Source organism: Pseudomonas fluorescens, from assembly GCF_000730425.1.
In the GTDB taxonomy this organism is placed as follows: Bacteria; Pseudomonadota; Gammaproteobacteria; order Pseudomonadales; family Pseudomonadaceae; genus Aquipseudomonas; species Aquipseudomonas fluorescens_X.
The window spans coordinates 2,680,976-2,706,138 of sequence record NZ_CP008896.1; the positions used below are offsets into that span (position 1 = coordinate 2,680,976).

The following is a 25,163-nucleotide window of genomic DNA, read 5'->3' on the forward strand; positions in this document are numbered from 1 at the left end:
GGCGGGGTCATGCGCGTCCTGATTATTGAAGACGAAGAAAAAACCGCCGACTACCTGCATCGCGGGCTGACGGAGCAAGGCTACACGGTGGATGTCGCCCGCGACGGTATCGAGGGCCTGCACCTGTCCCTGGAAAGCGATTACGCGGTGATCGTGCTCGATGTGATGCTGCCCGGCCTCGACGGCTTTGGTGTGCTGCGTGCACTGCGGGCACGCAAGCAGACCCCGGTGATCATGCTCACCGCCCGTGAGCGCGTGGAAGACCGCATTCGCGGCCTGCGCGAAGGCGCCGACGATTACCTGGGCAAGCCGTTCTCATTCCTCGAACTGGTGGCGCGCCTGCAAGCCCTGACCCGGCGCAGCGGCGGGCATGAGCCGGTACAGGTGACTATCGCCGACTTGTGGATCGATCTGATCAGTCGCAAGGCCAGTCGCTGCGGCCTGCGCCTGGACCTGACCGCCAAGGAGTTCTCGCTGCTCAGCGTCCTGGCCCGGCGCCAGGGCGAAATCCTGTCAAAGACGGCGATTGCGGAATTGGTCTGGGACATCAACTTCGACAGCGACGCCAATGTGGTCGAAGTGGCGATCAAGCGCCTGCGGGCCAAGCTCGACGGGCCGTTCGAGCACAAGCTGCTGCACACCATTCGAGGCATGGGCTACGTGTTGGAGAACCGCAGTGCCGAGTAACTCCATTGCCCTGCGCCTGAGCGGCATGTTCAGCCTGGTGGCGCTGGTGATTTTCCTACTGATCGGCGGTGCGCTGTACCAGCAGGTAGACCGTAGCCTGGGCTTGTTGCCGGGAGCGGAACTGGATGCGCGCTACAGTGTGCTGGAGTCGTCGATCACGCGGTTCAGTACGCCAGATCACTGGGACAAGATGACCAACAAACTCAAGCTGCTGGGGGAAGAGGACACGCGTATCCGGTTTTGGGTGGTGAGCAGTGACCCGACCTATGAATATGGCAACCCGGATGCACGCATCCGCGAGTTCGCCGCCGGCCCCACGGGCAAGCGTGATTTGTACCTGCCGGGCCACGCCTACCCGTTCAAGGTGCTGGTCAGCCAGTTCCCCGCCAAGGACCAGCGCCCGCCGCTGCGCTTTATGATCGCCGTTGACACCGCCAACTTCCGTGCTACCCAGCACCATCTGCTGATGGCCTTGATCAGCCTGGCGTCTGTCGGCGTGGTACTGGCTTCGCTGCTGGGCTTCTGGGTCGCGCGCATCGGTCTCAAACCTTTGATCAAGCTGTCGGCTGAAGCGCAAAAACTGGCTCCGCCTAAACTGTCCGGACGCTTGCAGTTGTCGCCATTGCCGCCGGAACTCGAGCAGTTCGTCAATTCCTTCAACTCGACCCTGGAGCGGGTGGAAACCGCCTACTCACGCCTGGAATCCTTCAATGCCGATGTGGCCCACGAACTACGCTCACCACTGACCAACCTGATTGGCCAGACCCAGGTGGCGCTGACCCGTGGCCGTTCGGCCGAGCACTACTTCGAAGTGCTGCAATCGAACCTGGAAGAACTGGAGCGCCTGCGCTCGATCATCAATGACATGCTGTTCCTGGCCAGCGCCGACCAGGGCAGCAAGGCCACCAAGCTGATAGAGAGTTCCCTGGCCGATGAAGTGGCGACCACCCTCGAGTACCTGGACTTTATCCTCGAAGACGCCCAGGTGCGGGTCACAGTGGTCGGCGATGCCCAGGCCCAGATCGAAAAGGCTCATTTGCGCCGGGCGCTGATCAACCTGCTGAACAATGCCGTGCAGCACACCTCGCCGGGGCAGGAGATCCAGGTACGGATTGAAACGCAGGAGCAGCAGGTGCTGATTGGCGTGACCAACCCAGGGGAGCTGATCGTCAGCGAACATCTGCCCCGCTTGTTCGAGCGCTTCTACCGCGTCGACGCCTCGCGCAGTAACAGCGGGGCCAATCATGGGTTGGGGCTGGCCATCGTCAAGGCGATTGCCTTGATGCATGGCGGGGATGTGTTTGTGCGCAGCGAGCACGGTGGCAACACCTTTGGCATCAGCCTGCCCGTATAAACACCTCGGCCTACTGTAGGAGCCGGCTTGCCGGGGATGGCGGCCAGTCAGTCAACTTATTCATCACTGATCCACCGCTATCGCCGGCGAGCCGGCTCCTACAGTTGATCTTCGCTGTCTTGACTGTTGCGATTTGGGCAACAGTCATTATCTTGTTACACTCTGTACCGTACCGCTCGCCTGCGCCAATATGTCGCATCGACGAGCGAGACGGCAAAGACAGCCGACCCGCCCTGCCATTTCCCTCGACTTATTTCCAGGGCTCTACACTGGGAATCTGTTTTAAAGCCGCTGACTTCAGCGGCTTTTTTTTGCCGTAAAAAAGGCCAGGAACACCCCACAACATTGGCCGTTTAGACTTATCCAAAGGAGCTCCTCCGGTGAAAACCGCGCTGACATTCACCCCGTTATTCCTCGCGATTGCAGTCACTATTTCCCCGCTCGCCCATGCCGCCGAAGCCCCACCCACCGACGGATTCGTCGAAGGCTCCAGCCTTACTATCAACACCCGCAACTACTACATGAACCGCGACCGCCGCGACATCCACACCGACGACAGCAAAGAGTGGGGCCAGGGTTTTCTCGGGGTCTTCGAGTCCGGCTACACCCAGGGCACCGTGGGCTTTGGCCTGGACGTCCATGGCATGCTCGGCCTGAAACTGGACGGCGGCGGCGGCACCGACGGCTCCAGCATCCTGCCCTACGGCAGCGGCAACGGCAAAGCGCCGGGCTCGTTCTCCACCGGCGGTGGCACCCTGAAAATGCGCGCCTTCGATACCGAACTGAAAGCCGGCGACCTGTTCCTCAACAACCCGGTGATTGCCGGTGGCATGACGCGCATGCTGCCCGAGACCTTTCGTGGTGTCAGCCTGACCAACCACAGCCTGGATGGCTGGATGTTCGAAGGCGGCCAGGCCAATTTTGCCAAGCTCTACAACCAGAGTGGCCACGGGCGCATCGGCACCAGCTATGGCACCCTGCCCAAAGGCCAGGACAGCCAGCACATGAACTGGGCCGGCGTAGCCTGGAGCGGCCTGCCAGGACTGACCAGCAACCTGTACGCCTCCGAACTCAAGGACGTGTGGAACCAGTACTACTACGACCTGGACTACACCTACGCGCTCAATGACCTGGTCAGCCTCAACCCGGGCCTGCACTTCTACCATACCCAGGACACCGGCAATGCCCTGCTGGGGGATATCGACAACAACACCTACAGCCTGCATTTCACCGTGGGCGTGGGCAATCACAGCGTCACGGCCGCGTACCAGCGGGTCAATGGCAACACCCCGTTCGACTACATCGCCCAGGGCGACAGCGTGTATCTGGACAACTCCCAGCAATACTCGGATTTCAACGGCCCCAACGAGCGCTCGTGGAAGCTCAAGTACGCCTATGACTTCGCTGGCCTTGGCATGCCCGGCCTGACCTCGGCGGTGTCCTACATCAGTGGCAGGACCGACCTGACCAAGGTCGACCCCAACAGCCGGGGCTACTCGGCCTGGTACAGCGCCGATGGCAAGAACGCCAGGCATTGGGAGCGCGATATCGACCTCAAGTACGTGGTCCAGGGCGGCAAGGCCAAGGATTTGGCGGTACGCCTGCAATGGGCAACCAACCGTGGCAGCAATGGCTACTCGGCGGTGGACCGCGATGTGGATGAGTACCGGGTGATCGTCGACTACCCGATCAATGTGTTCTGACGGCGAATTATCTTTTTTGCCGATGACTTAATTTCAGGCGCGCGCAACTAGACTGCCATCATCGTCACCGCCGAAGTCAGTCCGATGAGTCAACGCCGCGCCTTTAACCTGCCTGCACGCCCGGAGCTTTTGCTGATTCTGGGCAGTGGCCTCACCGTCACTCTGATTCTGATCATCGTCGCCGCGCTGCTGATCCGCGAACATGCCAGCACGTTACAGACCGCCCAGCGCTCCACCAGCAATATCACCCAGTTGATCAATGCCGATGTGCTGCGCAACGTCGAGCTCTATGACCTGGCACTGCAAGGCCTGATTGCGGCGGCAGGCAAGGACTTGTCGGGGCTGCCTGGCGATGTGCGGCACCAACTGCAATTCAGCCAGTCCACCGCGGCGCCCTATAAAGGTGAAGTGCTGTTGCTGGACGCCCAGGGCATAGTGCTTGCCGACTCGTCGACGCTGACGCCGACCCGACGCAACTTCGCCAACCGCGACTACTTCCAGGCCCATCAACAGAACGCCGATACCGGATTGTTTATCAGCCGCCCGTTCAAGATCCGCTGTGACTGCGAGCAGGTCTGGCGCATCGCCTTCAGCCGCCGCGTGACCGGGCCCGACGGCGAGTTTGCCGGGGTAGCCGTGGCGACCATGCGCCTGGCGTATTTCGACCAATTGTTCAGCAGCCTGACCATCGGCAGCGGTAACACCATCAACCTGCTGAACACCCAGGGCATCCTGCTGGCCCAGCAACCCCTGCTCGAATGGGACATGATCGACAAGGACCTGAGTTCGCGCCCCAACTTCAAGCGCATGCTGCAAGAGGGCAGCGGCAGCTTCCGGGCCATCTCCGCGCTCAGTGGTACGCCACGGCTGTACACCTTTAGCAATGTGGGCCAATTGCCGTTGATTGTGGTGGTCGCGTTGGCCAGCGACGATGTATTCGCCGCCTGGCAACGCGCCGCGTGGCTGACGGCGGGGGCCACCGGGGTGTTGTGCGTGGGCCTGCTCTGGCTGAGCTGGATGCTGCGCCTGGAGCTGCGGCGTCGCTACCGCGCTGAGCAGGTGCTGTCGGAACTGGCAGCCACCGACGGCCTGACCGGCCTGGCCAACCGCCGCATCCTCGACCAGCGCCTGGCCCTGGAATGGGAGCGCGCCCGCCGCTCGAGCGAGCCTTTGGCGCTGTTGATGATCGACGTCGACCACTTCAAGGCCTTTAACGACCGCCATGGCCATCTGGGCGGCGACGAAGCATTGCGCAGCGTGGCACAGGTGATTGGCAACCAAATCCGCCGCCCGGCCGACCTGGTGGCGCGCTATGGCGGCGAGGAATTTGCGGTAATCCTGCCCCATACCGATGCCAGCGGTGCCTGGATGATTGCCGAACACATCCGCCAGGGCATCCAGCACTTGCCTGCCGTGGGTGGCGATAGCCAGCCGATTACCGTCAGTATCGGCCTGAGCACCTGGGACAAACGCAGCAGCGCGTCGTTGGAGCAGTTGCTGCTCAGTGCTGACCGGGCGTTGTATGAGGCGAAAAACAGCGGGCGCAACCGCGTCGTCGATGCGGCTACACTGCTGCCTTGAATGTAGGAGCCGGCTTGCCGGCGATGAGGCCCTTGATCCTTGCACCGACCATCCGGCCGCCATCGCCGGCAAGCCGGCTCCTACAGTTTGCCAATAAAAAAAGGCCACCCGAAGGCAGCCTTTAAAAACTAAAGAAAGAGAGTTGTTACTTACACCGCCGCAACGGGACGCATGTAAGAGATCGGTGCGGTGCTGGCATCTTCGAAGGTCACGACTTCCCAAGCATCTTTCTGCTCAATCAACTTGCGCAGGAGCTGGTTGTTCAGTGCATGGCCCGACTTGAAGCCTTTGAACTCACCTATCAGGCTATTGCCCAGCAGGTAGAGGTCACCAATTGCATCGAGGATCTTGTGCTTCACGAATTCATCTTCATAGCGAAGGCCGTCTTCGTTCAGTACACCATCCGCGTCGACCACGATGGCGTTTTCCACGCTGCCGCCGAGTGCGAGGTTGTGCTTGCGCAGGTACTCGATGTCACTCATGAAACCAAAGGTACGGGCGCGGCTGACTTCTTTTACGAACGAAGTGCTGGAAAAATCCACGCTTGCACTTTGGGTGCGGTCACGGAATACCGGGTGATCGAAATCGATCTCAAAGCTCACTTTAAAGCCTTCGAACGGGACGAAGGTGGCGCGCTTGTCGCCGTCTTCTACTGTCACTTCCCGCAGAATGCGAATGAACTTCTTGGCTGCGTCCTGTTCCTCCAGGCCGGCAGATTGAATCAGGAATACGAAAGGTCCAGCGCTACCATCCATGATCGGGACTTCAGACGCGGAGAGCTCGACGTAGGCGTTATCGATGCCCAGGCCAGCCATGGCCGAGAGCAAGTGCTCCACCGTGTCCACTTTGACGTCACCGTTGACCAATGTGGTCGACATGGTGGTTTCGCCAACGTTTTCCGCGCGAGCAGGAATCTGCACCACAGGGTCCAGGTCGGCACGAACAAACACGATGCCGGTGTCGACAGGTGCGGGCTTGAGAGTCAGGTATACCTTCTCCCCGGAGTGCAGACCTACACCTGTGGCACGGATAATATTCTTCAGGGTGCGTTGTTTAATCATGGCTTGGACCGCTTCAGCGCAAATTGCGAACTGGTATCAACAAAGGCTGGCGATAATAGCAGACCAGACCTTTGCTGAACACCAATCACCTTCATAGCCCTGATACATTCCATTAATCGGCCTGACGACGCAGGAAAGCCGGGATGTCCAGGTAGTCCAGATCATCTTGCGGATTCGGGCTACGGGACGCTGCAGCACCGGCCTGGGCCTGGTTGCGCATCACGGTCGGACGATCCAGGTCACGGTAGTTCACCGACGGCATTTCCGGGCGCACAGGCGCTGGAGCAGCCGTCGAAGACGCCTGGCTGGTGTGAACGGTATTGTCGATGACCTTCACAGGCTTCTCGATTTTTGCGCCCAGGCCAGTGGCAACCACGGTCACATGCAGTTCGTCGCGCATGTCCGGATCGATAACGGTACCGACCTTGACCATGGCGTGCTCGGAAGCGAAGGCTTCGATGATGCTGCCCACGTCGGAGTACTCACCCAGGGACAGGTCGGGACCTGCGGTGATGTTCACCAGGATGCCGCGTGCACCTTGCAGGTTCACATCTTCGAGCAACGGGTTGCGGATGGCCGCTTCGGTCGCTTCGCGTGCACGGTTAGGACCGCTGGCGCAGCCAGTGCCCATCATCGCCATGCCCATTTCGCTCATGACAGTACGTACGTCGGCAAAGTCGACGTTGATCATGCCCGGGCGCTTGATGATGTCGGAGATACCGCGAACGGCACCGGCCAGTACATCGTCAGCCTTGGCGAAAGCCGACAGCAGGCTTGCGTCTTTACCGAGGATGGTCAGCAGTTTCTCGTTGGGAATGGTGATCAACGAGTCAACGCTTTCAGACAGCAGACGGATACCTTCGTCAGCGATCTGCATGCGCTTGCGGCCTTCGAACGGGAACGGGCGGGTCACGACCGCGACTGTCAGGATCCCCATTTCCTTGGCCACTTCGGCAATGATTGGCGCCGCACCGGTACCGGTACCGCCGCCCATGCCGGTGGTGATGAACACCATGTTGGTGCCTTGCAGCACTTCGGCAATACGCTCGCGGTCTTCCAGGGCGGCTTGACGGCCGACTTCCGGATTGGCGCCAGCGCCCAGGCCCTTGGTCACCGCAGTGCCCAATTGCAGGATGGTCCGTGCGCCGATGCTCTTCAGCGCCTGGGCATCAGTGTTGGCGCAGATGAATTCAACGCCTTCAATGTTGCTCTTGACCATATGGTTGACAGCGTTACCGCCGCCACCGCCGACACCGATTACTTTGATAACCGGGCTTGCGGGGATGTTGTCTACGAGTTCGAACATTTTCCCTCTCCTTTCATTTCTCTAGTTTTTTCGCCTACTGCTTGAAACGGTGTTGCGGTAAATCTTTAGAAATTGCCCTTCACCCAGGCTTGCAGGCGCTCCAGCAACGGCGCTTTGGGCTCGTCACTGCTGTAGCTTTCGCGGCTGCCAATACCCGACAGGGAAATGCCGTCGGTCTGCTTTTGCAGGCCGTACAACAGCAAGCCCACACCGGTGGAATAAATCGGGTTGCGCACCACGTCGCCCAGGCCCTTGACGCCATGGGGCACGCCCAGGCGGACCGGCATGTGGAAGATCTCCTCGGCCAACTCGACCGCGCCTTCCATCTTCGAGGTGCCACCGGTCAGCACGATGCCGGCCGGGATCAAATCTTCGTAGCCACTGCGGCGCAGTTCGGCCTGGATCAGGGTGAACAGTTCGTCGTAGCGCGGCTCGACCACTTCGGCCAGGGCCTGGCGCGACAGTTCGCGCGGTGGACGGTCGCCCACGCTCGGCACCTTGATGGTTTCGCCGGCACCGGCCAGCTTGGCCAAGGCACAGGCGTAGCGGATCTTGATTTCTTCGGCGTACTGGGTCGGTGTGCGCAACGCCATGGCGATGTCGTTGGTCACCTGGTCGCCGGCAATCGGGATCACGGCGGTGTGACGGATCGCACCCTCGGTGAAGATAGCGATGTCGGTGGTGCCGCCGCCGATGTCCACCAGGCACACGCCCAGTTCTTTTTCGTCGTCGGTCAGGACCGAGTAGGCCGAGGCCAGTTGCTCAAGAATGATGTCGTCGATTTCCAGGCCGCAACGACGCACGCATTTTTCAATGTTCTGTGCGGCATTCACCGCGCACGTCACCACGTGGACCTTGGCTTCCAGGCGTACGCCCGACATGCCCAGGGGCTCACGCACGCCTTCCTGGTTATCGATCACGTAGTCCTGCGGCAGGGTGTGCAACACACGCTGGTCAGCCGGGATCGCCACGGCCTGGGCAGCGTCAAGGACGCGCTCAAGGTCGGCCGAGCTGACTTCACGGTCGCGAATTGCCACGATGCCGTGGGAGTTCAGGCTGCGGATGTGATTGCCCGCCACACCGACGAACGCCGAGTGAATCCGGCAGCCGGCCATCAGTTGCGCTTCTTCGATGGCGCGCTGAATCGATTGCACGGTGGATTCGATGTTGACCACCACGCCCTTCTTCAGGCCCCGGGACGGATGCGTGCCGATTCCGACGATTTCCAGCGTGCCGTCGTCCGCGACCTCGCCTACCAGCGCCACCACCTTGGAGGTGCCGATATCGAGACCGACGATCATTTTGCCGCTTTGCACGTTTGCCATGGGTCCTGCCTCTTCTTAATTCTTCGCGACAGCGGGTTGCGCTGCCGTGGGCGCTGCCGGCTCGCGCCAGCGAACGGCCAGGCCGTTGGCGTAACGCAGGTCGATGCTCGCAATGTTCGTAATCTGTTCTTTCAGGGTCTTGTCGTAGATGGCAATAAAGCGGCGCATCTTCTCCACCAAGCGGTCGCGTCCCAGCAACAACTCGATGCCCGGGCCGGAACTGCCTGCCCCGGTGGTCAGGAACCAGCTGCCCCGCTCGCGCAATTCCAGGCGCGCAATGGAGAAGCCCAGTGGCCGCAGCATCTGGCTCAACGCCTGGTACTGCTGCATCACTTGCTGCTGTGCCCGTTGCGGTCCGAACAACTGCGGCAAATGCTCGTAGTTGGCCAGCTCGCGCGGGTTGAACGCCTGGCCCTGGTTATTCAACAGCGCCTCGTCACCCCAACGGGCCACGGGCAGTTGTTCTTCCAGGCGGATCGTCACTTGATCCGGCCACACGCGCCGTACTTCGGCGTGGGCAATCCATGGCATCTGTTCCAGTTCGGCGCGCATGCCTGCCAGGTCGATGGTGAAGAAGCTCGCCGCGACAAAAGGCGCGATCCGCTGCTGCACTGCTTGCTGGCTGATATAGCTCAAGTCGCCCTGCACGCTGATCTTGGTGATCGGCCGATCGGCATAAGGCAACAGGCGCTGCGCACCTTCATAGGTACCGAAGCCCAACGCCACCAGCAACACCGGCCAGAACAGGGCCTTGAGAAAACCAAAGTTGGCTTTCGGCAGGCGCGCCGACATCGGCTCTTTAGCCACCATTCGACTGGCACCACGCGGCACCGGCTTGCGGCCGGGAGCGGGTTGCTGATGACGAAGCGATGCGCCTTGCATGGTCTTAACCTCGTGCCTCTTCATTACCGGCGGCATTACCGGCCACATAGCTGGCCGCCAGAATCGCCAGCACCAACTGCTGGAAATCCAGGCCGGCTGCACGTGCAGCCATGGGGACCAGGCTGTGGTCGGTCATGCCCGGTGCAGTGTTGACTTCAAGGAACCAGAAATTCCCCTGCTCGTCCTGCATCACGTCTGCCCGCGCCCAACCGGCGATACCCAACGCCTCACAGGCTTTCGCCGTGAGGTCCATCAATTCCTGCTCTTTGGTTGCATCGAGGCCGCATGGGATCCGGTACTGGGTATCGGAAGCCAGGTACTTGGCGTCGTAGTCGTAAAAAGTGTGGGGGGTGCCCAATGCGATGGGTGGCAATACCTGGCCACGCAGGGTGGCGATGGTGTACTCGGGACCCTGGATCCACTGTTCCACCAGCACTTGCGAGTCGTAGGTACTTGCCGCTTTCCATGCGTCGATCAATTCGGCGGCCGAGTTCACTTTAGCCATGCCGATACTGGAGCCTTCATGGGCTGGTTTGACGATCAAAGGCAGGCCCAGTTCCTTGGCCGCAGAAATACAATCGTCTTCACTGCACAGAACGCTATGACGTGGCGTCGGAATTCCCAGGCTGTGCCACACCTGCTTGGTGCGCAACTTGTCCATGGCCAGGGCCGAGGCGAGGATGCCACTACCGGTGTAGGGAATGCCGGCGCACTCCAGCAGGCCCTGCATGCTGCCGTCTTCACCGCCACGGCCGTGCAGGATGATGAAGGCACGGTCGATTTTCTCGGCCTGCAGGCGGGCGAGGAAGTCGTCGCCCACGTCGATGCCGAATGCGTTCACACCAGCGCTTTGCAGCGCTTGAAGTACGGCATTGCCAGACTTGAGCGACACTTCGCGCTCAGCACTCTTGCCACCGAACAGCACGGCCACGCGGCCGAAGTCAGCAGGCGCGATGGTGGAGAACAGGGAGCCGTATTGAGTGGTCATTTCGACTTCCCCTGGGCCGCAGCTTTTACAAACAGGGGACTCGCCAGCAATTTAGGGGCAAGGCCGCCGATATCACCGGCCCCCTGGCACAGCAGGATGTCGCCGGCACGCAGCAGCGGCTTGACGACCGGCGCCAGGTCGACACCACGCTCGATATAGATCGGGTCCAGTTGCCCGCGCTGGCGAATGCTGTTGCACAGCTTGCGGCTGTCGGCGCCGGGGATCGGTTCTTCACCGGCCGGGTAGACTTCCATCAGCAGCAACACGTTGGCATCGGCCAATACATTGACGAAATCGTCGTACAGGTCGCGGGTACGACTGTAGCGGTGCGGCTGGTAGACCATCACCAGTCGGCGCTCCGGCCAGCCACCGCGCACGGCCTTGATCACGGCCGCGACTTCGGTCGGGTGATGACCATAGTCGTCCACCAGCATCACATCGCCGCCGTCTACCGGCAGGTGGCCGTAGACCTGGAAGCGCCGGCCCACACCGGCAAAACCTGACAGGCCTTCGACGATGGCTTCATCACTGACGCCCTCATCGGTGGCAATGCAGATGGTCGCCAGGGAGTTGAGCACATTGTGGTTGCCCGGCATGTTCACCGACACATCCAACGGCTCGCGATCAGGGCGCAGCACGGTGAAAAACGTCTGCATACCTTGCTGGCGAACATTGATCGCGCGCACATCGGCGTCTTCGCTAAAGCCATAGGTCACGGTCGGGCGCTTGACCAGCGGCAGGATTTCCCGCACTACCGGATCGTCCAGGCACAGCACGGCCAGCCCGTAGAACGGCAGGTTGTGCAGGAACTCGACGAAGGTTTTCTTCAGTTTGTTGAAGTCACCGTCGTAGGTCGCCATATGGTCGGCGTCGATGTTGGTGACCACGGCCACCAGTGGCTGCAGGTGCAGGAAGCTGGCATCGCTTTCATCGGCTTCGGCGATCAGGTAACGGCTGGTACCCAGTTGTGCATTGGTGCCTGCTGCATTCAGCCGGCCACCGATCACGAAGGTCGGGTCCAGGCCGCCGGCGGCGAACACCGAGGCGATCAGGCTGGTGGTGGTGGTCTTGCCGTGGGTACCGGCGACGGCGATGCCGTGGCGGTAGCGCATCAACTCGGCCAGCATCTCGGCACGGGGCACCACGGGAATGCGGCGCTCAAGGGCGGTGGCCACTTCCGGGTTGGAGGTGTTCACGGCGCTGGAGACCACCAGTACATCGGCTTGCGCGGCGTTCTCGGCACGGTGGCCGATAAAGATCTGCGCGCCGAACGATTCCAGGCGCTCGGTGACTGGCGAGGTCTTGAGGTCGGAGCCGGAGACCTGGTAACCCAGGTTCAGCAACACCTCGGCGATCCCGCACATGCCCACGCCGCCGATACCGACGAAGTGGATGCGACGGATACGGCGCATTTCCGGTTGCGGCATGGCTTTTTGATTCTCAACCATGGGCCACCTCCAGGCAGATATCGACCACGCTACGGGTTGCGTCGGGTTTGGCCAGGCGGCTTGCGGTACTCGCCATGCTGTTCAGTCGTTCGGGTTGCATCAAAACCTCGGTCAGGCGTGCGGCCAGGTCGGCGGCGCCAGTCGTTCTTTGCGGCAGCAGGAAGGCAGCGCCCTCCCCGGCCAAATATTCGGCGTTGCGGGTCTGGTGATCGTCGATCGCATGGGGCAAGGGCACCAGCAAGGACGGCAGACCGGCGGCAGCCAGTTCACTGACGGTCAACGCACCTGCGCGACAGACCACCAGGTCGGCCCAGCCATAGGCATGGGCCATGTCTTTGATAAAGGGCTCTACGATCGCCTCGACACCGGCCTCGCGATAGCGCTCGGCAGTCACTTCATCGTGGTTCCTGCCAGCCTGATGGAAGATCTCGGGACGTAACTCCACTGGCAGTTGCGCCACGGCTTCGGGCAGCAATTTGTTCAGCGGCTCGGCGCCCAGGCTTCCACCCAGGATCAGCAGATGCGCCTTGCGCCCGGCCAGGGCCTGGCGGGCGATGTCCATGAACAGTTCGGTACGCACCGGGTTGCCGGTAGTCCGTCGTTTGTCCATGGCCGCAAATGTGTTCGGGAACGCCTCGCAGACCCGTGCCGCCAAGGGTGCCAACAGGCGGTTGGCGGTGCCGGCCACGGCATTCTGTTCATGGACGATCACCGGCACGCCAGCCAGTCGCGCGGCCACACCACCGGGACCGGTGACATAGCCACCAAAGCCCAGAACGCATACCGGCTTGAGTTCAGCAATGACCTTGCGCGCTTGCCACACGGCCTTGAGCAACACGAACGGCGCCTTGAGCAGCGACAGCTTGCTCTTGCCGCGCAGGCCGCTGACGTTGATCAGGTGCAGGGGCAAACCGGCAGCCGGGACCAGTTCATTTTCGATGCCACGGGGCGTACCCAGCCAATGCACGGTGTAGCCACGGGCCTGGAACTCACGGGCACAGGCCAGCGCCGGGAACACGTGGCCGCCGGTGCCGCCGGCCATGATCAGCACGTTAGCGCCCATGGGTCGGCTCCTCGGCAAAATCACTCTCGCTAAATTCCATTTCTTCGCTGCCCAAATGGGTTCGACTCTCCCACTCGATACGCAGCAACAAGCCCAGACAGGCACAGCAGATCACCAACGAACTGCCGCCATAGCTGAGGAATGGCAAGGTCAGGCCCTTGGTCGGCAGCAAGCCGACGTTCACGCCGATATTGATCAGGAACTGGCCGATCCACAGGAAGGCCAGGCCGTACGCAACATAGGCGGCAAAGAATTGCTTGGCTTTCTCGGCCCACAGGCCGATGTACATGGCCCGCACACAGACGAACACAAACAGCCCGACGGTGGCCAGGGAACCGACCACGCCCAACTCTTCGGCAAGTACCGAGAACACGAAGTCGGTATGGGCTTCCGGCAGGTAGAACTGCTTCTGCACGCTGTTGCCCAGGCCCACGCCCAGCCACTCGCCGCGACCAAAGGCGATCAGCGCCTGGGTCAACTGGTAGCCGGAACCGAACTGGTCGGACCATGGGTCGGTAAAGGTGATCAGTCGCGCCATTCGGTAGGGTTGCGCCTGCACCAGGATCGTGACGGCCGCGACGGCCAGCCCGACCATCAGGGCAAAGCGGAACAAGCCCACCCCACCCAGGAACAGCATCGCGGCGGCCGCGCCCATCATCACCACGGTGGCGCCGAAGTCAGGCTCCATCAGCAACAGGCCAGCCATGGGCAGCAGCACAATGAATGGCTTGAAGAAGCCCATCCAGCTTTCCCGAACTTCTTTCTGGCGACGCACCAGGTAGCCGGCCAGGTAAATCACCACGAATACCTTGGCAATTTCCGAAGGCTGCACGTTGAAGGCACCAAAGCCGATCCAGCGCATGGACCCATTCACTTCGCGACCGATGCCGGGAACGATCACCATCACCAGCAGGCCGAAGGCGCCGATCAGCATCAGCCAGCCCAGGCGCTGCCAGGTGGCGATAGGAATCATCATGGTGACGATGCAGGCACCAAGGCCGATCACCAGGTAAATCAGGTGGCGGATCATGTGGTACAGGGTGTTGCCCGACTGTACCGCGGCCACTTCCGAAGAGGCCGAGGTGATCATCACCAGGCCCAGGCCCAGCAACGCCAGGCAACCGGCGAGCATCGGGAAGTCGAGGTCGACCCCACGCCCGGTAATGATCGGCGACGGGTACGGCTTGATGATGTTCTTCAGGTCCAGACTCATGCCAAACCCTCCACGGCACGAGCGAACAACTGGCCACGCTCTTCGTAGTTCTTGAACATGTCGAAACTGGCACACGCCGGCGACAACAGCACAGCATCGCCAGGCTTGGCGAGGGCGCGGCATTGGGCGATGGCGTCGTCCAGGGAGATGGCGCGCACTTGCGGCACACCGTCCCCCAGAGCGGCGGCGATCAAGTCGCTGTCACGGCCCATCAACACCACAGCGCGGCAATGGGCAGCCACCGGGCCCTTGAGGTCCTTGAAATCGGCCCCCTTGCCATCGCCACCGGCAATCAGTACCAACTGGCCGTCAATATCGGCGCCCAGGCCTTCAATGGCGGCGAGTGCGGCACCGACATTGGTGGCCTTGGAATCGTTGTAGTAGCTCACCCCCTCCAGATCGCGCACCCACTGGCAGCGGTGTTCGAGGCCGGCAAAGGTGCGCAGGCTCGACAGCATCGCGTCGAACGGCAAACCGACCGCATGCCCCAACGCCAGTGCCGCCAGGGCATTGGACTGGTTGTGGGCGCCACGGATTTTCAGTTCACGCACCGGCATCAGGTTCTGGAATTCGAAGGCCAGGTACTTCTCGCCGTTCTCTTCACGGATACCAAAGGCCTTGAAGTCAGGTTTGCTCAAGCCGAAGGTCCAGCATGGCAGGCCCTCGCCCATCAGCGGACGGCTCAGGGCATCCTGGCGGTTGACCACCACTTGCCGCGCACCACGGAAAATCCGGTGCTTGGCCAGGTGATAAGCCGGCAGGCCGCTGTAGCGGTCCATATGGTCTTCGCTGACATTCAGCACGGTGGCCACTTCGGCACCGAGTTGATCGGTGGTTTCCAGTTGGAAGCTCGACAACTCCATGACGTACAGCTCGATCCCGTCGCTGAGCAGGTCAAGCGCCGGCGTACCGAGGTTGCCGCCCACGGCCACGCGCTTGCCGGCTGCCGCTGCCATTTCGCCAACCAGGGTGGTGACGGTGCTCTTGGCATTGGAGCCGCTGATCGCCACGATGGGCGCCTTGGCGTTGCGCGCAAACAGCTCGATATCGCCGGACAACTTCACGCCACGCGCCGCTGCCGCCTGCAGTGCCGGGGTCGCCAGGGCCAGGCCAGGACTCACGTAGAGTTCGTCTGCACGGCACAGGAACTCGACATCCAACTCGCCACAACGCACTTCCACGTGCGGGTAGTCACGGCGCAGCGTGACCAGCTCCGGTGGATTTTCCCGCGTATCGGCCACGGCAAACGACGTGCCCCGGTTCGCCAGGAAGCGAACCAGGGACATGCCGCTCTTGCCGAGGCCGACAACGATGCGGAAGTGGTCTGAAGCGATCAGGGACACTCGTTTCTACCTCAGTTTCAGGGTGGCAAGGCCAACCAGCACAAGAATCACGGTGATGATCCAGAAACGGACGATCACCCGCGGCTCCGGCCAGCCCTTGAGTTCAAAGTGGTGATGAATCGGCGCCATGCGAAACACGCGGCGGCCGGTCAACTTGAAGGATGCAACCTGGATCACCACCGACAGGGTCTCCATCACGAACACACCGCCCATGATGAACAGGACGATTTCCTGGCGCACGATCACGGCGATAGTGCCCAGGGCCGCACCCAGCGCCAGCGCGCCGACGTCCCCCATGAAGACCTGGGCCGGATAGGTGTTGAACCACAGGAAGCCCAGCCCGGCACCGATCAGCGCACCGCAGAACACAATCAATTCACCGGCGCCCGGTACATAAGGGATCAGCAGGTATTCAGCGAATTTCACGTTACCCGACAGGTAGCAGAAGATGCCCAGGGCGCCGCCCACCATCACCGTCGGCATGATCGCCAGGCCATCAAGGCCGTCGGTCAGGTTGACCGCGTTGCTGGAGCCGACGATCACGAAGTAGGTCAGCACCACGAAGCCAATGCCCAACGGGATGCTGGCATCCTTGAGCATCGGGAAAATCAGAGTAGTTTCCACCGCGCTTGGCGCAGTCACATAAAGGAAGATCGCCGCGCCCAGGCCGAACACCGATTGCCAGAAATATTTCCAGCGACTGGGCAGGCCCTTGGAATTCTTCTCGATCACCTTGCGGTAGTCATCGACCCAACCGATGGCACCGAACAGCAGGGTCACCAGCAGCACGACCCAGACGTAGCGGTTATGCAGGTCGGCCCAGAGCAAGGTGCTGATGCCGATAGACGACAGGATCAACGCGCCCCCCATGGTCGGCGTACCGGACTTGGACAGGTGCGACTGCGGGCCGTCATTGCGCACGGACTGGCCGATCTGCAGGCTTTGCAGAGTACGGATCATCCATGGTCCCAGAAACAGCGACAAACACAGCGCGGTCAACACCCCCAGGATCCCGCGCAGGGTCAGGTACTGAAAGACCGCGAAGCCTTTGTGGAACTGTTGCAGATACTCAGCCAGCAGCAGCAGCATTAATGTTTCTCCGTACTTGAGCCACACAAGGCCGCGACGACGTTTTCCATCACCGCGCTGCGCGATCCCTTGATCAAAATAGTTGTGTGTTTGTCTTGTTCGGCCGCACCCAGCGCCTGGATCAATTCAGCCTGGGTCGTAAAATGCCGCGCGCCCGCGCCGAACGCGGCGACCGCATGGGCCATGTTCGGACCAACAGCGTAGAGGGCATCAACTTTGCCACTGGCGTAGGCTCCGACTTCACGGTGAGACTGTTCGGCCCACTCGCCCAGTTCGGCGATATCACCCAGCACCAGCACCTTGCGACCGTCGAAGCCTTTAAGCAGGTCAACGGCAGCGCAGACCGAGGATTGGTTGGCGTTGTAGGTGTCGTCAATCACGCGCATGCCGTTGGTCGCCAGTTGCGCCACGGTACGCCCCTTGACCGGCTGCACTGCGCCAAGGCCGGTGGCAATGCCGAACGGCGACACACCCAGGGCGTAAGCGGCAGCCGCAGCGGCCAGGGCGTTGCCAACGTTATGGTGACCCAGCAGGTTCAGTTGGACGTGCTCGTTACCTTGCGGGCTGTGCAGGGTGAAGGCCGGGCAGCCGCGGGCGTCGACGCAGATATTCGAGGCATGGAAGTCAGCGGCCGCATTGTGCATGGCGAAGGTCAGGACCTTGCGCCCGGCAGCACGCACACGCCAGGTTTCGAAGGCTTTGTCATCGAGGTTCAGTACCGCGGTACCGGAGGCGTCCAGGCCCTCAAGGATTTCACCCTTGGCCTGGACGATCTTTTCGGGGCCGCCAAACTCGCCAACATGGGCGGTACCGGCATTATTGATAATGGCGACATGCGGCCGGGTCAGGGCCACGGTGTAGGCAATTTCACCAATGCGTGAAGCGCCCAGCTCGATGACAGCGGCGGTATGTTCCGGGGCCAGTTCCAGCAGGGTCAGCGGTGCGCCGAAATCATTGTTGAGGTTGCCACGGGTCGCCAGCACCGGCCCGCGCGTACGCAGGATACCGGCGAGCAGTTCCTTGACCGTGGTCTTGCCACTGGAGCCGGTGATCGCGGCAACCGGGTTGCTGAACGCGGCACGGTTCAGCGCACCCAATTGACCAAGGGCCAGGCGGGTGTCGGCCACCAGCAACTGCGCCAGTGTCGAGTCCGCGACTTCACGCTGCACAAGGGCACCGACTGCGCCTTTGGCGGCCACCTCATTCAAATAGTCATGCCCATCGAAACGCGGGCCGGCCAGGGCGATAAACAGTTGCCCCGGCTTGATGTTGCGACTGTCGATACTGACGCCGTCGAAGCTGCAATCACTCGACAACACACGGGCCGACAAGGCCTGGGTCAGCTCACTGAACTTCATGGCCTTAAGCATGGGCCACCTCCCATGCAGTCAACGCGTGATCGGCCTCGACCAGATCTGAGAAGGCATGGCGCTCGCCGTTGATTTCCTGATAGTCCTCATGGCCTTTGCCGGCCAGGACTACCACATCATCAGCACCGGCGCTGGCGATCAATTGGGCAATGGCCGTGCCACGCCCGGCAACAAAGGTCACCAGGGAGGCGTCTTTGAAGCCTGCGCGAATATCGTCGAAAATCTGGCTCGGTGCTTCGCTGCGCGGATTGTCGTCGGTGACCAGCACGCCGTCGGCCAGGCGCTCGACGATCTCGGCCATCAGCGGGCGCTTGCCGCGATCACGATCGCCGCCGCAGCCGAACAGGCACAGCAACTTACCCTTGGCGTGGGGACGAAGAGCTACGAGCACCTTCTCCAGGGCATCCGGGGTATGGGCATAGTCGACCACCACCAGCGGCTGCGTCCCGCCACCCAGGCGCTGCATGCGCCCAGCCGGGCCTTCGAGCTTGGGCAGCACGCGCAGGATTTCATCCAGTGCGTAGTCCAGGCCCAGCAAGGCACCGACGGCCGCCAGTACGTTGCTCAGGTTGAAGCGACCGAGCAAGGTGCTGCGCAAATGGTGTTCGCCTTGAGGCGTCACCAGCGTGGCGCGCACACCCTCATCGTTGAACTGGGCTTCGCGGCAATACAGGTAGGCGCTGGAATCTTCCAGGCTGTAGCTGATCAGGCGCGATTCGCTTTTTTCTGCGGCCAGTTGGCGACCGAATGCATCGTCCAGGTTCACCACCCGGCATTTCAGGTCGGTCCAGGCAAACAGCTTGGCCTTGGCGGCGGCGTACGCCTCCATACTGCCGTGGTAGTCCAGGTGATCGCGGGACAGGTTGGTCATCACTGCCACGTCAAACGCCAGGGCGCTCACCCGCCCCTGGTCCAGACCGTGGGACGACACCTCCATGGCGACGGCCTTGGCCCCGGCCTTTTTCAAGTCGGCCAGGGTCGCCTGCACGGCAATCGGGTTTGGCGTGGTGTGCAAGCCGCTTTGCAGCGCGCCGTAGAAACCGGTGCCCAGGGTACCGACGATACCGCAGTGCTGACCCAGCAGGTCCAGCGCCTGGGCCACCAATTGGGTAACGCTGGTCTTGCCGTTGGTACCGGTGACGCCAATCAGGTTGAGCTGGCGGCTCGGGTCGCCATAAAAGCGCCCGGCGATATCCGACAGCTGCGCTGCCAGGCCCTTGACCGGAATCAACGGCACATCGGTGATCGGCAATACGGTGGCGCCTTCCACCTCATAAGCCACAGCCGCTGCGCCGCGCTGCAAGGCGTCGGCGATATGGGCACGGCCATCGAGCTTGCCGCCCGGCACGGCCAGGAACAGGTCGCCGGCACGTACATGGCGGCTGTCCAAACTCAGTTCGCGAATCAACAGGTCGCGGCCAGCGTGGGCGAAAATCTTGTTCAGGCTAAGAGACATCAGCCGCGCCCTCCATTGGCTTTTACAACTGCAGCCGGTGGTCCGGCGTTGGCTTGTTGGGTCGGCGGCAGGTTATCCGGCGTGATGTTCATCAAACGCAGGGTGCCAGACATGACTTTGCTGAATACGGGTGCCGAGACCAGGCCACCGAAGTAACCGGCCTTGCTCGGCTCATCGATGACAACAACGATGGCGTAGCGCGGATCACTCATCGGGCCGAAGCCGGCGAACAGCGAGCGGTAGGAGTTTTCGGCATAACCTTTGGTGCCCACCGACGTCTTACGCGCAGTACCGGACTTGCCGGCCACGTGATAGGCCGGCACCTGGGCACGGAACACGCCACGTGGCGCCTCGATCACTTGTTGCAGCATGGTCTGCATGGTCTTGGCGACGTTTTCCGGGATGACCTGTTCGGCCTTCGGCGCCTCGTCGACATGGATCAGGCTTAGCGGCACCATGCGGCCATTATTGGCCAGCACGGAGAAGGCGTGGGCCAGCTGGATCGCGGTCACCGACAGGCCATAGCCGTAGGACAGGGTCGCGGTCTCTGCCTTGCGCCACTCGCGGTAGTTGGGCAGGTTACCGACACGTTCGCCCGGGAAGTCCAGGCCGGTAGGCTGGCCCAGGCCGATTTTTTGCGCCAGGTGGTAGATGGCTTCGCCGCCGATATCAAAGGCGACTTTACTCATGCCCACGTTACTGGAGTTGATCAGGATGCCGGTCAGGTCCAGCACCGGGCCTTCACTGCGGGATACGTCGCGAATGGTGTATTTGCCCAACTGCAGGGTGCCTGGATAGACCTCGACCTTGTCGGTAGGCTTCCAGCGCCCGGACTCCAGGGCCGCGCTCATGGAAATGGCTTTCATGGTCGAACCCGGCTCGAACACGTCGATCATCGCGCGGTTACGCATCATCGCCGGTTGCAGGTTGCGACGGTTGTTCGGGTTGTAGGTCGGCTGGTTGACCATGGCGAGGATCTCGCCGGTCTTCACGTCCATGATCACCAGGCTGCCGGCTTTGGCGCCGTTCTCGATGATCGCGTTGCGCAGCTCGCGGTTGGCCAGGTACTGCAGGCGCAGGTCAATCGACAACGCCAAGGGCTTACCGGCCTTGGCGTTTTTGGTGACCTGGACATCCTTGATCAATCTGCCGCGCCGGTCCTTGATGACCTGACGCTTGCCGGGAACCCCGGCCAGCCATTCGTCGTAGGCAAGCTCCACCCCTTCGCGGCCATGATCATCAATGTCGGTGAAGCCAACCATATGGGCTGTGGTTTCGCCGGCCGGGTAGAAACGCCGGAACTCCTCGATGCCGTAGACACCGGGGATTTTCAGGTCGAGCACGCCTTGCCCCTGCTCAGGGGTGAGGCCGCGTACCAGATAGATGAATTCTTTATTGGCCTGGGCTTCAAGGCGTTCCTTGAGCGCCTTGGGATCCTGCCCGAGAGCGTGGGCCAACTCGGTCCACTTGTCCTTGGCCACTTGCAGTTCCTTGGCATTGGCCCACAGGGTGGTCACCGGCGTACTGACAGCCAGGGGTTCGCCGTTACGGTCGGTGATCAGGCCGCGATGCGCAGGAATCGGGATATGCCGCAGGCTGCGGGCATCGCCCTGGCCGATCAGGAAGTCGCGATCTACCACTTGCAGGTCAATGATGCGCCAGGCAATCGCGCCCACCATCAATGCGAGCAAGCCCAGCACGACGCGGAAGCGCCATGGGTAGAGAGCGCCTTCGAGTTTCATCATGGCGCCACCATGCGAACTTCTGCTGCGCCAGGAATGTGCATCTTCAGTTGTTCGGTGGCCAGCACTTCGATCCGGCTGTGGGCCGTCCAGGTGCTTTGTTCCAGCGTCAACCGTCCCCACTCCGCCAGCGCCTTGTCGCGCACGCTCAACTCGCCGTAAAGGCTATTGAGCAACTGACGGTTCCAGTGGGCGCTGTAGGACACCGCAATCGCGGACACCAGCACGCCGACATACAGCAGCATCATGAAGAAGCTACCGCCCGGAAGGGGCTTGGCGAATAGCTTGCTCACCGCAGCTTCTCCGCAACACGCATGACGGCACTGCGAGCACGTGGGTTGGCCTTGAGTTCGGCTTCGGAAGCGAACTGCGCTTTGCCATGGACTTTGATTTTCGGCACAAAGGCCTCGAAACGTACCGGCAGGTTACGCGGCAGGTTGTCGGTTTCACCCTTGACCAGGCGACGCATGAACAGTTTGACGATGCGGTCTTCCAGGGAATGGAAGCTGATCACCACCAGGCGCCCCCCCACTTCCAGGGACTCAAGGGCGGCCTCAAGGCCAGCCTCCAGGTCACCCAGTTCGTTGTTGACGTGAATGCGCAGGCCCTGGAATGCACGGGTCGCCGGGTTCTTGCCCTTCTCCCAGGCAGGGTTGGCGACCTTCAGCACTTCGGCCAGGTCGGCAGTGCGCTCGAACGGCTGGATTTCCCGGCGCTCGACTACGGCACGCGCCATGCGACCGGCGAAGCGCTCTTCGCCGTATTCCTTGAAGACGCGGGTGATTTCTTCGTGGGGCGCGGTGGCGATGAACTGCGCGGCGCTGATGCCACGGCTCGGGTCCATGCGCATGTCCAGCGGGCCATCATTCATGAAACTGAAACCGCGCTCGGGGTCGTCCAATTGCGGTGACGACACGCCCAGGTCCAGCAACACCCCAGCCACCTTGCCCGCCATGCCTCGCTCGGCAACTTCCGCACCCAGCTCGGCAAAGCTGCGCTGCACAACGACAAAGCGGCCGTCTTCGGCCGCTAGCGCTTGCCCGGTGGCAATCGCCTGGGGATCTTTATCGAACCCGAGGAGCTTGCCCTCCGGGCCGAGCTGGCTGAGGATCAACCGGCTATGCCCGCCGCGCCCGAACGTGCCATCCAGATAGCAGCCATCAGGGCGCACGGCGAGAGCCTCGACGGCTTCGTCAAGCAGCACGGTGATGTGGTTAAAGCCGCTATCAATAGTCACAGGATCAAATCACGCAGTTCATCAGGCATGGCGCCCGGTTGTTGAATAGCAGCCAGGTCAGCTGCAGAAACAGCATCCCAGGCATCTTCGTCCCACAATTGGAACTTGTTCAGTTGGCCTACCAGCATCGCGCGCTTATCGAGCTTGGCGTATTCGCGCAGACGCGGTGGAACCAGGAAACGACCGCTGCCATCGAGTTCGAGATCGACGGCATTACCAATCAGCAAACGTTGCAGGCGACGGTTTTCTTCACGCAACGAAGGCAGTGCGCGCAACTTGGTTTCAATCAACTCCCACTCATCGAGGGGGTAAACACACAAACATGGATCAACAGCATCAATCGTGATGATTAACTGGCCTGAACTTCGCGAAATGAGCTCGTCACGATACCGGCTCGGCATAGCGAGACGGCCTTTTGCATCGAGACTGATAGCGTTAGCTCCGCGAAACACAGATGCGCTTCTCCAAATTTTAGCGTTTTACGTTCAAAAAACCCACTTTGTGCCACTTTCCGCCACTTGCGCACACTATAGGAATGCGCCCACCACACCGTCAAGGCGCGGATTAAAGGAAAAGCCTTACAGAACGGAGATTTAGGAGCGCAAAAGGAGGAGAAACGAGAGTTCGGCGATGTTTTTGACTCAACAACCTCAAATAGCTCAAAGAGCTAGAGCTTGAACTTAAAGTAATTTATTAAGAGTAAGATTTTTTTGGTATTACGAAGACGCATCTGCCAATGATTTGGCAGGGAGGGATTCTTGCGTTACTACCTGGTTTCTACCCGAGACTCGCGCAGAAGGAAAAAGGTGGAGAGTCGATCTATAAGCCGGGTTCTGTCTTGAACAGTCATTCGTCTACGATGGCCATCACTGGACATCTTTAGCAACCTACCCGGTTCCAGCGCGGGCCACGCCTTGGAACCCTATTTGGTCTTGCTCCAAGTGGGGTTTACCTAGCCACGAACTGTTACCAGTCGTGCGGTGCGCTCTTACCGCACCTTTTCACCCTTACCGGCACCGAAGTGCTTAGGCGGTTATTTTCTGTGGCACTTTCCGTAGGCTCACGCCCCCCAGGCATTACCTGGCACTTCGCCCTATGGAGCCCGGACTTTCCTCCCCCCCCTAATTTTCATAGAGGGCAGCGACTGTCCAATCGACTCTCCGCCGCGAAGGTTAACGGCACGGCGGCCTTAGAACAAGTATTAAAAGACAGCATTGCCATCATGCTCCGACGTCGTGCACGTTAAACCCAGGAACTATTCGCTCTTTTGCTTATCCAGTGCAGCCTGATACAACACATTCTTGCGCACACCGGTGATCTCTGCGGCCAGGGCCGCGGCACGCTTGAGTGGCATTTCCTTGAGCAACAGATCCAGCACGCGCATAGCTTCACCACCCACGGCATCTTCACTTTCCGGCGCAGTCCAGCCCGCCACCAGCACCACGCACTCGCCACGCTGCTGATTGCTGTCGCCCTCGACAAAGGCGCGCAGCTCTTCCAACGGCAGGCCCTTGAGGGTTTCAAAGGTCTTGGTCAGTTCCCGTGCCAGCAGCGCCAGGCGCTGGCCACCGAAGACCAGCTCCATGTCTTGCAGGCACTCAAGGATACGGTGCGGGGCTTCGTAGAAGATCAGAGTGCGCGGTTCTTCCTTTAACAACGCCAGGCGCGCCCGGCGCCCCACGGCCTTGGCTGGCAGGAAACCTTCGAAGATAAAGCGATCGGACGGCAGACCTGCCGCCGACAAGGCCGCAATCAACGCGCACGCCCCCGGAACCGGGACTACATTAATACCGGCAGCACGCGCCTGACGGACCAAATGGTAGCCAGGATCGGAGATCAGCGGAGTGCCGGCGTCGGAGATCAACGCGATATCGTCGCCCGCCAGCAGGCGGGTAATAAAGCGGCTGCCCTCGTCCCGTTCGTTGTGTTCATGGCAAGCCGCCAAGGGCGTGGCGATACCAAAGTGCTGCATCAGACGCAGCGAATGCCGGGTGTCCTCGGCCGCAATCAACTTGGCTTCACGCAACACTTTCAACGCCCGCGCGCTGATGTCGTCCAGGTTGCCAATGGGCGTCGCCACCACAAAAAGCGAGCCAGCAGTGGAATTCAAAGGACCTGGAGCAGTCAAAGCGCACACCTCGATGATTGGCAAAAGCCATATTGTAGCGCGTAGACGTCAAGAAAATGCGTCATCGGGGTAGTGTCCATTGGGTCTGTTTGCGGCGGTTACTGACGCCCTGCAACATTTAAACGATCTAAATAGACGGTTTCACGCCACTAACATCGCGCCCCGGCCAGTGCTTGGGTACAATTCC

21 protein-coding genes and 1 other RNA gene are annotated in these 25,163 nt (G+C 61.1%); 4 read left to right on the forward strand and 18 right to left on the reverse strand.

Features of this window, described 5'->3' with window-relative positions:
* The first annotated feature begins 9 nt into the window (after positions 1-9).
* From HZ99_RS11770 to HZ99_RS11785, 4 genes are all read left to right on the forward strand, one after another.
* Positions 10-687: a heavy metal response regulator transcription factor gene (locus HZ99_RS11770; protein WP_038443253.1), complete on the forward strand. Its 678-nt coding sequence runs from the start codon at positions 10-12 to the stop codon at positions 685-687.
* Entirely contained in the window at positions 677-2,041 is a 1,365-nt protein-coding gene (locus tag HZ99_RS11775) for a heavy metal sensor histidine kinase (protein WP_038443255.1), read from the forward strand. Before HZ99_RS11770 ends, HZ99_RS11775 begins: the two co-directional genes overlap by 11 nt.
* A gap of 380 nt (positions 2,042-2,421) precedes the next feature.
* Positions 2,422-3,744, forward strand: coding sequence for an OprD family porin (locus HZ99_RS11780; protein ID WP_038443257.1), 1,323 nt, complete (start codon positions 2,422-2,424; stop codon positions 3,742-3,744).
* An 84-nt stretch (positions 3,745-3,828) separates the two neighbouring features.
* A complete protein-coding gene (locus HZ99_RS11785) occupies positions 3,829-5,325 on the forward strand; it encodes a sensor domain-containing diguanylate cyclase (protein WP_038443259.1) in 1,497 nt (498 codons plus the stop codon).
* A 149-nt stretch (positions 5,326-5,474) separates the two neighbouring features.
* On the opposite strand, the gene lpxC is transcribed toward HZ99_RS11785, so the two are convergent.
* From lpxC to rsmI, 18 genes are all read right to left on the reverse strand, one after another.
* On the reverse strand, positions 5,475-6,386 hold the full coding sequence (gene lpxC / locus HZ99_RS11790; protein ID WP_029297841.1) for a UDP-3-O-acyl-N-acetylglucosamine deacetylase: 912 nt from the start codon (positions 6,384-6,386) through the stop codon (positions 5,475-5,477).
* Positions 6,387-6,498: 112 nt separating this feature from the next.
* On the reverse strand, positions 6,499-7,692 hold the full coding sequence (gene ftsZ / locus HZ99_RS11795; protein ID WP_029297839.1) for a cell division protein FtsZ: 1,194 nt from the start codon (positions 7,690-7,692) through the stop codon (positions 6,499-6,501).
* A gap of 65 nt (positions 7,693-7,757) precedes the next feature.
* Entirely contained in the window at positions 7,758-9,017 is a 1,260-nt protein-coding gene (ftsA, locus tag HZ99_RS11800; protein ID WP_029297837.1) for a cell division protein FtsA, read from the reverse strand.
* A gap of 15 nt (positions 9,018-9,032) precedes the next feature.
* Positions 9,033-9,899, reverse strand: coding sequence for a cell division protein FtsQ/DivIB (locus HZ99_RS11805; protein ID WP_038443260.1), 867 nt, complete (start codon positions 9,897-9,899; stop codon positions 9,033-9,035).
* 4 nt (positions 9,900-9,903) lie between these two features.
* A complete protein-coding gene (locus HZ99_RS11810) occupies positions 9,904-10,887 on the reverse strand; it encodes a D-alanine--D-alanine ligase (protein WP_038443261.1) in 984 nt (327 codons plus the stop codon).
* Positions 10,884-12,335, reverse strand: coding sequence for a UDP-N-acetylmuramate--L-alanine ligase (gene murC / locus HZ99_RS11815; protein WP_038443263.1), 1,452 nt, complete (start codon positions 12,333-12,335; stop codon positions 10,884-10,886). Before murC ends, HZ99_RS11810 begins: the two co-directional genes overlap by 4 nt.
* Positions 12,328-13,398 (reverse strand): undecaprenyldiphospho-muramoylpentapeptide beta-N-acetylglucosaminyltransferase, encoded by a 1,071-nt coding sequence (gene murG, locus HZ99_RS11820; RefSeq protein WP_038443265.1) that lies wholly within the window; start codon positions 13,396-13,398, stop codon positions 12,328-12,330. Before murG ends, murC begins: the two co-directional genes overlap by 8 nt.
* Positions 13,388-14,611, reverse strand: a complete 1,224-nt coding sequence (ftsW, locus tag HZ99_RS11825; protein WP_038443267.1) for a putative lipid II flippase FtsW — start codon at positions 14,609-14,611, stop codon at positions 13,388-13,390. Before ftsW ends, murG begins: the two co-directional genes overlap by 11 nt.
* Complete coding sequence (gene murD, locus HZ99_RS11830) at positions 14,608-15,954, reverse strand: UDP-N-acetylmuramoyl-L-alanine--D-glutamate ligase (RefSeq protein ID WP_038443269.1); 1,347 nt, start codon at positions 15,952-15,954, stop codon at positions 14,608-14,610. Before murD ends, ftsW begins: the two co-directional genes overlap by 4 nt.
* A 6-nt stretch (positions 15,955-15,960) precedes the next feature.
* Positions 15,961-17,043: a phospho-N-acetylmuramoyl-pentapeptide-transferase gene (gene mraY / locus HZ99_RS11835; protein ID WP_038443271.1), complete on the reverse strand. Its 1,083-nt coding sequence runs from the start codon at positions 17,041-17,043 to the stop codon at positions 15,961-15,963.
* The gene (locus HZ99_RS11840) at positions 17,043-18,413 is read right to left on the reverse strand and encodes a UDP-N-acetylmuramoyl-tripeptide--D-alanyl-D-alanine ligase (RefSeq protein ID WP_038443272.1); all 1,371 of its coding nucleotides are present in this window, start codon (positions 18,411-18,413) and stop codon (positions 17,043-17,045) included. The genes mraY and HZ99_RS11840 overlap by 1 nt, the downstream gene beginning before the upstream one ends.
* The gene (locus tag HZ99_RS11845; RefSeq protein WP_038443274.1) at positions 18,406-19,869 is read right to left on the reverse strand and encodes a UDP-N-acetylmuramoyl-L-alanyl-D-glutamate--2,6-diaminopimelate ligase; all 1,464 of its coding nucleotides are present in this window, start codon (positions 19,867-19,869) and stop codon (positions 18,406-18,408) included. The genes HZ99_RS11840 and HZ99_RS11845 overlap by 8 nt, the downstream gene beginning before the upstream one ends.
* Positions 19,869-21,611 (reverse strand): peptidoglycan D,D-transpeptidase FtsI family protein, encoded by a 1,743-nt coding sequence (locus HZ99_RS11850; RefSeq protein ID WP_181883264.1) that lies wholly within the window; start codon positions 21,609-21,611, stop codon positions 19,869-19,871. The genes HZ99_RS11845 and HZ99_RS11850 overlap by 1 nt, the downstream gene beginning before the upstream one ends.
* Positions 21,611-21,904 (reverse strand): cell division protein FtsL, encoded by a 294-nt coding sequence (gene ftsL / locus HZ99_RS11855; protein ID WP_038443277.1) that lies wholly within the window; start codon positions 21,902-21,904, stop codon positions 21,611-21,613. The genes HZ99_RS11850 and ftsL overlap by 1 nt, the downstream gene beginning before the upstream one ends.
* A complete protein-coding gene (gene rsmH / locus HZ99_RS11860) occupies positions 21,901-22,848 on the reverse strand; it encodes a 16S rRNA (cytosine(1402)-N(4))-methyltransferase RsmH (protein WP_038443278.1) in 948 nt (315 codons plus the stop codon). Before rsmH ends, ftsL begins: the two co-directional genes overlap by 4 nt.
* Complete coding sequence (gene mraZ, locus HZ99_RS11865) at positions 22,845-23,300, reverse strand: division/cell wall cluster transcriptional repressor MraZ (protein WP_003171868.1); 456 nt, start codon at positions 23,298-23,300, stop codon at positions 22,845-22,847. The genes rsmH and mraZ overlap by 4 nt, the downstream gene beginning before the upstream one ends.
* A 354-nt stretch (positions 23,301-23,654) precedes the next feature.
* An RNA gene (rnpB, locus tag HZ99_RS27460) (RNase P RNA component class A) lies at positions 23,655-24,008 on the reverse strand.
* Positions 24,009-24,103: 95 nt separating this feature from the next.
* On the reverse strand, positions 24,104-24,976 hold the full coding sequence (gene rsmI / locus HZ99_RS11870; RefSeq protein ID WP_038443280.1) for a 16S rRNA (cytidine(1402)-2'-O)-methyltransferase: 873 nt from the start codon (positions 24,974-24,976) through the stop codon (positions 24,104-24,106).
* Between the last annotated feature and the right edge of the window lie 187 nt (positions 24,977-25,163).